An 8,368-nucleotide genomic window follows, 5' to 3' on the forward strand; every position below is an offset into this window, starting at 1 on the left:
ATGCCGCCGCCCGCCGTTCCCGCGCCGCCCGGGCCGTCCTGACCACCCGTCGGCTGCGGCTTCGACGGGCCGCCGGGACCGCCGGGCACCTCCCCCGGCAGCACCGCGCCCGGGGAGGGCTTCGCCGTGCCCGAGGGGGAACCGCTCGGCACCGGGGTGTCCGTACCGGAACCGGCCACGTCGGGACCGCCGGAGTCCGGCCGCCCGTCCCACGAACCGCCGTCGCCGCCCGGCTCCCCCGCCACGCCGCCGCCGGAGTCGGTCGCCACGCCCCGCTTCCCGCCGGACGCGCCGGGCGCCGGCTTCGCCCCCTCGTCACCGACACTCATACAGCCGCTCAGACCGGCGCAGGCCGCGACGGCCAGCGCGGCGGCGGCCCATCTGACACGGGTGGGCAACTGGCGCACGGGGGCACCTCCAGGACACGACAGGCAGGAAACGGAACGCGTTGCCCTGCCCAACTCCCTTGGCGCCGCATGGGACACGCCCGAACCGCCCGGCGTCCGCGCCGGGCCGCGCCCGGGGTCCCGGGGTACGGGGTCCCGGCGTACGGGGTCCGGTCAGCCGTAGCCCAGGGCGTGCAGCCGGTCGTCGTCGATGCCGAAGTGGTGGGCGATCTCGTGCACCACCGTGATCTCGGTCTCCGCGACCACGTCCTCGCGCGACGCGCACATCCGCAGCGTCGGCCCCCGGTAGATCGTGATCCGGTCGGGGAGCACCCCGGCGTACCACTCGCCGCGCTCGGTCAGCGGCGTCCCCTCGTAGAGCCCGAGCAGGTCGGGATCGTCCGGGGCCGGCTCGTCCTCCACGAACACCGCGACGTTGTCCATCAGCCGCGTCAGTTCCGGCGGGATCCGGTCCAGGGCCTCGGCGACCAGCTCTTCGAACTCCTCGCGCGTCATCTCCAGCACGGGCCCATTGTCCCCCCGTGGGAAACCGTTTTGGCGATAGCGCCCGGGATCCCATATGCTTCTCACGTCCCCGACGCACTGAGAAGTGCGCAGGTGAGCCTCTAGCCCTCATCGTCTAGTGGCCCAGGACGCCGCCCTTTCAAGGCGGTAGCACGGGTTCGAATCCCGTTGGGGGCACGCAGTACCGTGTGCGAGACTAGTGATCGCGCACAAGCATGGCTCTGTGGAGCAGTTGGTTAGCTCGCCACCCTGTCAAGGTGGAGGTCGCGGGTTCAAGTCCCGTCAGAGTCGCTGAGGCTGGAAACAGCTTCGTGGCTGGGTAGCTCAGTTGGTACGAGCGATCGCCTGAAAAGCGATAGGTCGCCGGTTCGACCCCGGCCCCAGCCACCAGCAGAAGGCCCCGTTCGAAAGAACGGGGCCTTCTTCGTGTGCCCGCACACGGAGGGGCGCACACGGAGATACGTGCGCGGGGATGCTGACGCGGAGGGGCGTACGGGGAGGAGGCCGGCGCCTCCTCCCCGTGCCGTCACATCTCCTCGCGCTCCCGCGAGCGGCTCCCCCGCCTCGACCGCAGTGCGAGGACCAGCGCCACCACGGCCACCACGGCGGCGAGCAGGGCCCAGTCCGGGACCGCCCGGCCGAGCGAGGCCACCCGCTGCTCCACCGCGAACGAGTCGTCCACCGACAGCAGGCCCGGCAGCGCGGTCGTCCCGTCGAAGGCCAGGAAGAGCGTGCCGAGGGCCACGAAGAACAGGCCCGACAGCAGCGACGTCGAGTGGAGCGTGAGCGGGCCCACCGTGAGCGGCCGGCCGCGCAGCCAGGATCGCCGGCCCAGGTCGTACCGCTCCCAGAGCAGTGCGAGCACGAACAGCGGAACGGCCATGCCCAGCGCGTAGACGGCGAGGAGCAGGCCCCCGTACGCCGGGCTGCCGCTCAGCGCCGCCACCGTCAGGACGCTGCCGAGGATCGGACCCGCGCAGAAGCCCGCCAGGCCGTAGACCAGGCCGAGGGCGTACACGGAGAGCGCCGACGTCGGCCGGATCCGGCCGCTCGCCTCGGCGATCCGTCGGGAGGCGAAGCCGAGACCGAGGATCTGGAGGACGCCGAGACCGATGATCAGCCAGCCGCCGGCGGTGACGAGCAGGTCCCGGTGGCCGTAGAAGAGACGACCCGCGAACGAACCGGCCGCGCCCAGCGGTACGAGCGTGGTCGCCAGGCCCGCGTAGAGGATGCCGGTCCTCGCCACCAGCTTCGCGCGGGTGTCGATCGAGTACGCGAAGAAGGCGGGCAGGAGCAGGGCGCTGCACGGGCTGAGCAGGGCGAGGAGTCCGCCGAGGAAGGCGGCGAAGTAGCCGATGCCGGAGGTCACCGGGCGGCGCCCGGACCCGGCGTCGAGGCACCGGCGGAGGGCTGTGACGCACCGGGCGTCGAGGCACCGGCGGAGGGCTGTGACGCACCGGCGGACGGCTTCGGGGCACCGGAGGACGGCGTCGACGCACCGGCGGAGGATTTCGCCGCCTTCGCCGTCTTCGCCGCCGCCTCGATCGTCTCGGTGAACGTCTCCAGCGGCTGGGCGCCGGCGATCGGCCGGCCGTTGATCAGGAACGACGGGGTGGACGTGGCGCCGAGGGAGTACCCCTGCTGCTGGTCCGCGGCCACGGCCTCGCGGGCCGCCGCGCCCTCGCTGTCCTTCGCGAACCGGGCCGCGTCCGGGACGCCCGCCTCCTTCGCCAGGGCCGCGATCCGCTCCTTGCCGAAGCCCTTCTCCTTGGCGCCCTCGGCGTAGGCGGCCCGGTGGAACTCCCAGAACCGGCCCTGCTGCCCGGCCGCCCAGGAGGCGCGGGCGACCGCCTCGGACTCCGCGCCGAAGATCGGGAAGTTCCGCCACTCGATGCGCAGGGTGCCGTTGTCGACGTACTTATCGATCAGGACCGGCTCGGTGTCCCGGGCGAACTTCCCGCAGTAGCCGCACTTGAAGTCGGCGTACTCGATGAGGACGACGGGCGCGTCGGCGCGGCCGAGGGCGAGCTTGTCGGCGGGGTCGCGGCGGGCGTAGGCCTCCAGCTCGGCGTAGACCCCGGCCGCGGGGTCGGCGGAGACCTCGGCGACGGAGGAGGAACCGGCGGCGCCGGGGGGCGTGGGCCGGGTGGCGGTGTACGAGACGACGCCGAGCAGGACGGCGGCGACGGCCACCCCGGAGACGACGGCGATCGGCTTGGACCTGGACATGCGGAAGCGCTCCTGAGGAGGGGAAGAGGGGAGAAGAGAAGGGATGGCGGGGCGGGCCGTCCCTCTAGACCCTCAGGACCGACAGCTCGACGGGAGACGGGGCCGCGCGCGCGGGTGGCTCCCGGCCGGCCGGGGCGCCCCGGGCTCCCGGGTCCTGCGCGCGGGCGCCGCACGGTGTGCGGTCGTCGGCCAGGGCCGGGAGGAGTTCCGCGAAGGCGTGCGCACGCGGGGGTGCGACGGGGCCGGCGGCTCCCCGGCGATCCCGCTGCCGGCTCCCCGGGGCGGGTGGCTTCCGGGTGAGCGCAAGGGCGGCTTCCCCGGGCGGGCGGCTTCCGGGTGAGCGCGCGGGCGGCTTCCCGGCGCGGGGTGCCGGGGTGCGTACTATTTCGGGCACGTCGACCGGACCCGAGAGGTTTCGCCATGTTCCGTACCACCCGCGTGCCGGCGGCGTTCGCCGCGCTCGCGGCGCTGGTCCTCGGACTCCTGGTCTGCGGCGCCGCGCCGGCCGTGCCCGCGGGTGCCGACCCGGTCGTCCTGGGCGCCGCCGTCCCCGGCTGCGACCCGGGCCACCCCGTCGACGAGGGAGCCGCCGGCCCCGTCGCACCCCCGCGTGCGCACGCCTTCGCGGTCCCCTGAGGGCCGCCCCTACGATCCCCCGGCGCCCGCTCGTAAATCGGTTCGCCGCTTCTCGGCCGCAGGTGCGATCCTGGATTCCGTATGTCTACTTCCTTCGCCGCCCTCCAGTCCGTCCTGGCCGAGGTCTCGCTGCGGGACTCCCACCGGCTCGGCCGCCGTCTCGAAGGCGCCCGCCGCATCCGCAAGCCCGAGGCCCGCGCGGCCGTCCTGGACGAGATCGCCGCCGAGGCGGCCAAGGCCAAGGAGCGCGTCGACGGGCGCGCCTCCCGTGTGCCCGCGGTCACGTACCCCGAGCAGCTGCCCGTCTCGCAGAAGAAGGACGAGATCCTGGAGGCGATACGCGACCACCAGGTCGTGATCGTCGCCGGTGAGACGGGCTCCGGCAAGACCACCCAGATCCCGAAGATCTGTCTGGAGCTGGGCCGCGGTGTCCGGGGCATGATCGGGCACACCCAGCCCCGCCGGATCGCCGCCCGCACGGTCGCCGAGCGGGTCGCCGAGGAGCTGAGGACCCCGCTCGGCGAGGCCGTCGGCTGGAAGGTCCGCTTCACCGACCAGGTGAACCCCGACGCGACCTTCGTGAAGCTGATGACCGACGGCATCCTGCTCGCCGAGATCCAGACGGACCGCGAGCTGCGCGCCTACGACACGATCATCATCGACGAGGCCCACGAGCGGTCCCTCAACATCGACTTCCTGCTCGGCTATCTGGCCCAGCTGCTGCCGAAGCGCCCCGACCTCAAGGTCGTGATCACCTCGGCGACCATCGACCCGGAGCGCTTCTCCCGCCACTTCGGCGAGGCCCCGATCGTCGAGGTCTCCGGCCGTACGTACCCGGTCGAGGTCCGCTACCGGCCGCTCCTGGAGGAGGACTCCGAGGAGTCGGACCGGGACCAGATCACCGCGATCTGCGAGGCGGTCGACGAGCTCCAGTCCGAGGGTCCCGGCGACGTCCTGGTCTTCCTCTCCGGCGAGCGGGAGATCCGGGACACCGCGGACGCGCTGCTCAAGCGGCAGCTCCGCAACACCGAGGTGCTCCCGCTCTACGCGCGGCTGTCGCACGCCGAGCAGCACCGGGTCTTCCAGGCGCACTCCGGCCGCCGGATCGTCCTCGCGACGAACGTCGCCGAGACGTCGCTGACCGTCCCCGGCATCAAGTACGTGATCGACCCGGGCACCGCCCGGATCTCCCGCTACTCGCACCGGACCAAGGTGCAGCGGCTGCCGATCGAGCCGGTCAGCCAGGCCAGCGCCAACCAGCGCAAGGGCCGCTGCGGCCGTACGTCCGACGGCATCTGCATCCGGCTGTACTCGGAGGACGACTTCCTGACGCGGCCGGAGTTCACGGACGCCGAGATCCTCCGGACGAACCTGGCCTCCGTCATCCTCCAGATGACCGCGGCCGGCCTCGGCGAGATCGAGAAGTTCCCCTTCATCGACCCGCCGGACCACCGCAACATCCGGGACGGCGTGCAGCTCCTCCAGGAGCTGGGCGCGATCGACCCGGCGGAGAAGGATCCGAAGAAGCGGCTCACCCCGCAGGGGCGGAAGCTCTCCCAGCTGCCCGTGGACCCCCGGCTCGCCCGGATGGTCCTGGAGGCCGACAAGAACGGCTGCGTCCGCGAGGTCATGGTGATCGCGGCCGCACTCTCCATCCAGGACCCGCGCGAGCGGCCCTCGGAGAAGCAGGCGCAGGCCGACCAGCAGCACGCCCGGTTCAAGGACGAGACGAGCGACTTCCTCGCCTTCCTGAACCTGTGGCGCTACGTCCGCGAGCAGCAGAAGGAGCGCGGCTCCAGTTCCTTCCGCCGGATGTGCAAGCAGGAGTACCTGAACTTCCTGCGCATCCGCGAGTGGCAGGACATCTACGCGCAGCTGCGGACGGTCGCGAAGCAGCTGGGCATCCACGTGAACGAGGAGGACGCGCCCGAGCAGTCCGTCCACGTCTCGCTGCTCGCCGGTCTGCTCAGCCACATCGGCCTGAAGGACGTGAAGGACTCCAAGGAGGGCGCGAAGGACGGCGCCCGCCGCGACGGCGGCCGCGGCGAGTACCTCGGAGCGCGGAACGCCAAGTTCGCGATCTTCCCCGGCTCGGCGCTCTTCAAGAAGCCCCCGCGCTTCATCATGTCGGCGGAGCTGGTGGAGACCTCGCGCCTGTGGGCCCGGGTCAACGCGCGCGTGGAGCCCGAGTGGATCGAGCCGCTCGCCGAGCACCTGGTGAAGAGGACGTACAGCGAGCCGCACTGGGAGAAGGACCAGGCGGCCGTGATGGCCTTCGAGAAGGTGACGCTGTACGGCGTCCCGATCGTCGCCGACCGCAAGGTCAACTACGGCCGGATCGATCCCGAGGTCTCCCGCGACCTGTTCATCAGGAACGCGCTGGTCGAGGGCGACTGGCGCACCCACCACAAGTTCTTCGCGGACAACCGCAAGCTCCTCACCGAGGTCGAGGAGCTGGAGCACCGGGCGCGCCGCCGGGACATCCTGGTCGACGACGAGACGCTCTTCGACTTCTACGACAAGCGCGTCCCCGAACACGTCGTGTCCGGAGCCCACTTCGACTCGTGGTGGAAGCACAAGCGCCGGGACGAGCCGGAGTTCCTGGACTTCGAGCGCGAGATGCTCATCAACGAGAAGGCCGCCGGGGTCACCAAGGACGACTATCCGGACTCCTGGCGGCAGGGTGCGCTGAAGTTCCGGGTGACGTACCAGTTCGAGCCCGGCGCGGACGCCGACGGCGTGACCGTGCACGTCCCGCTCCAGGTCCTGAACCAGGTGACCGACGACGGCTTCGAGTGGCAGATCCCCGGTCTGCGCGCCGAGGTCGTCACCGAGCTGATCCGCTCCCTGCCGAAGCCGATCCGCCGCCACTACGTGCCCGCGCCGAACTTCGCGTCCCGCTTCCTGGACACGGTCGTGCCCGTGCAGGAGCCGCTGACCGGGGCGCTCGCCCGCGAGCTCCAGCGGATGGTCGGCGTACCGGTGACGGCCGACGACTTCGACTGGGCGAAGGTGCCCGAGCACCTCAAGGTGACGTTCCGGATCGTCGACGAGCGGCGCCGGAAGCTCGCCGAGGAGAAGGACCTGGAGACGCTGCGGCTGCGGCTGCGCCCGAAGGCCCGCCAGGCCCTCTCCCAGGCCGCCGCGGCCGCCACGGCGGGCCCGGACGGCTCCGGGCCCTCCCTGGAGCGCACGGGGCTCACGGACTGGACGATCGGGGCCCTCACCAAGGTCTTCGAGACCCGGCGGGGCGGGCAGCCGGTCAAGGCGTACCCGGCGCTCGTGGACGAGGGCGCGACCGTGGCCGTACGGCTCTTCGACACGGAGGCCGAGCAGGAGCTGGCCATGTGGCGGGGCACCCGGAAGCTGATCATGCTGAACATCCCGGTGAATCCGGCGAAGTTCGCCTCGGACAAGCTGACCAACCAGCAGAAGCTGGCCCTGTCGTCGAACCCGCACGGCTCGATCCAGGCCCTGTTCGACGACTGCGCCACCGCGGCGGCCGACAAGCTGATGGCGGACCACGGCGGCCCGGTGTGGGACGAGGAGTCGTTCCGGAAGCTGTACGACAAGGTCCGGGCCGACCTGGTGGACACGACCGTACGGACGGTGGGCCAGGTCCAGCAGGTCCTGGCGGCCTGGCAGGCGTGCGAGCGGCGGCTGAAGTCGACGAACAGCCTGGCGCTGATCGACAACCTGACCGACGTGCGCACGCAGCTGGCCTGGCTGATGCCGGCCGGCTTCGTCACCCGTACGGGCCTGAAGCGGCTGCCCGACCTGATGCGCTATCTGGTGGCGGTTGACCGGCGGCTCCAGCAGATGCCGACCGGGGTCCAGCGGGACACCACCCGGATGGAGAAGGTCCGGGAGATGCTCGACGAGTACGCCTGGCTCCTCGAACAGCTCCCCCAGGGCCGTCCGGTGCCGTCCGAGGTGACCGACATCCGCTGGATGATCGAGGAGCTGCGGGTGAGCTACTTCGCCCACGCGCTCGGTACGGCGCACCCCGTCTCGGACAAGCGGATCGTGAAGGCGATCGACGCGGCGGCCCCGTAGCGGACCGTCGCCGTCGGTGAGTTCGACCGGACCCCCTGACCTGCTGTACAGTCTTGCTCGCAGCCGCTTACGAGGGGCTGCGAGCAAGGCTCTGTGGAGCAGTTGGTTAGCTCGCCACCCTGTCAAGGTGGAGGTCGCGGGTTCAAGTCCCGTCAGAGTCGCCTCACCGGAAAGGCCCGCATCGTGAGATGCGGGCCTTTCTTTGTGTTCCCGTGTCTTGACGGGAACACAGGCCCGCCGGTACCCCGGACATCAGGGAATCGGGGGCCCCACACCGGAGGTGGTCGCGCATGGCCGCGGCGTCCGCAGCACGGCACGAGACGAGAGCACTGCTGCGCGCCCATCTGGCGGCCGCGTCGCGGTACGGCCACCTGACCCGCCACTGCGTCGTCTGCCACCGCCTCCTGAGGCTCTCCATGGACCTCCCGGAGCCCGAGGGGGCACAGGACGACCGGGGCGGCCAGGACGGGCCTGAGGGGCGGAAGAGGCCCGAGGGGCGGGAGAGGCCCGAGGGAGCCGTCGAGACCGTCGGGGAT

At 71.8% G+C, this 8,368-nt stretch carries 6 protein-coding genes, 4 tRNA genes and 1 pseudogene; 7 read left to right on the top strand and 4 right to left on the bottom strand.

Translation table 11 applies throughout. The annotated features are described in order from the left end of the window. Together EAO70_RS37905 and EAO70_RS13480 are read right to left on the bottom strand one after the other, a co-directional pair. A pseudogene (locus EAO70_RS37905) lies at positions 1 to 407 on the bottom strand (hypothetical protein); the annotation flags it as partial. A gap of 153 nt (positions 408 to 560) precedes the next feature. Further along, positions 561 to 911, bottom strand: coding sequence for a metallopeptidase family protein (locus tag EAO70_RS13480; protein ID WP_187283874.1), 351 nt, complete (start codon positions 909 to 911; stop codon positions 561 to 563). A 104-nt stretch (positions 912 to 1,015) separates the two neighbouring features. Between EAO70_RS13480 and EAO70_RS13485 the strand changes: the two genes are divergently transcribed. The 3 genes from EAO70_RS13485 (at position 1,016) to EAO70_RS13495 (ending at position 1,301) form a co-directional block, all read left to right on the top strand. Beyond that, positions 1,016 to 1,088: transfer RNA gene (locus tag EAO70_RS13485), tRNA-Glu, on the top strand. Positions 1,089 to 1,128: 40 nt separating this feature from the next. After that, positions 1,129 to 1,202 (top strand) — tRNA-Asp (locus tag EAO70_RS13490). Positions 1,203 to 1,224: 22 nt separating this feature from the next. Beyond that, positions 1,225 to 1,301: transfer RNA gene (locus EAO70_RS13495), tRNA-Phe, on the top strand. Between the two features lie 136 nt (positions 1,302 to 1,437). Here the strand turns inward: EAO70_RS13495 and EAO70_RS13500 are convergent. Together EAO70_RS13500 and EAO70_RS13505 are read right to left on the bottom strand one after the other, a co-directional pair. Then, positions 1,438 to 2,280, bottom strand: a complete 843-nt coding sequence (locus tag EAO70_RS13500) for a cytochrome c biogenesis CcdA family protein (protein WP_148003230.1) — start codon at positions 2,278 to 2,280, stop codon at positions 1,438 to 1,440. Then, positions 2,277 to 3,140, bottom strand: a complete 864-nt coding sequence (locus EAO70_RS13505) for a DsbA family protein (RefSeq protein WP_148003231.1) — start codon at positions 3,138 to 3,140, stop codon at positions 2,277 to 2,279. The genes EAO70_RS13500 and EAO70_RS13505 overlap by 4 nt, the downstream gene beginning before the upstream one ends. Positions 3,141 to 3,560: 420 nt before the next feature. Between EAO70_RS13505 and EAO70_RS13510 the strand changes: the two genes are divergently transcribed. The 4 genes from EAO70_RS13510 to EAO70_RS13525 form a co-directional block, all read left to right on the top strand. Then, positions 3,561 to 3,776 carry a hypothetical protein gene (locus EAO70_RS13510; RefSeq protein ID WP_148003232.1) on the top strand — a complete coding sequence of 72 codons (216 nt, stop codon included), beginning with the start codon at positions 3,561 to 3,563 and terminating at the stop codon, positions 3,774 to 3,776. Positions 3,777 to 3,857: 81 nt separating this feature from the next. Further along, positions 3,858 to 7,832 (top strand): ATP-dependent RNA helicase HrpA, encoded by a 3,975-nt coding sequence (gene hrpA, locus EAO70_RS13515; RefSeq protein WP_148003233.1) that lies wholly within the window; start codon positions 3,858 to 3,860, stop codon positions 7,830 to 7,832. An 87-nt stretch (positions 7,833 to 7,919) separates the two neighbouring features. After that, positions 7,920 to 7,993 (top strand) — tRNA-Asp (locus EAO70_RS13520). A gap of 129 nt (positions 7,994 to 8,122) precedes the next feature. Further along, on the top strand, positions 8,123 to 8,368 hold a 246-nt coding region (locus EAO70_RS13525), incomplete at its 3' end, for a DUF6274 family protein (RefSeq protein ID WP_148003234.1).

Origin of the sequence: Streptomyces sp. adm13(2018) (genome assembly GCF_008042145.1) — a bacterium.
GTDB lineage: Bacteria > Actinomycetota > Actinomycetes > Streptomycetales > Streptomycetaceae > Streptomyces.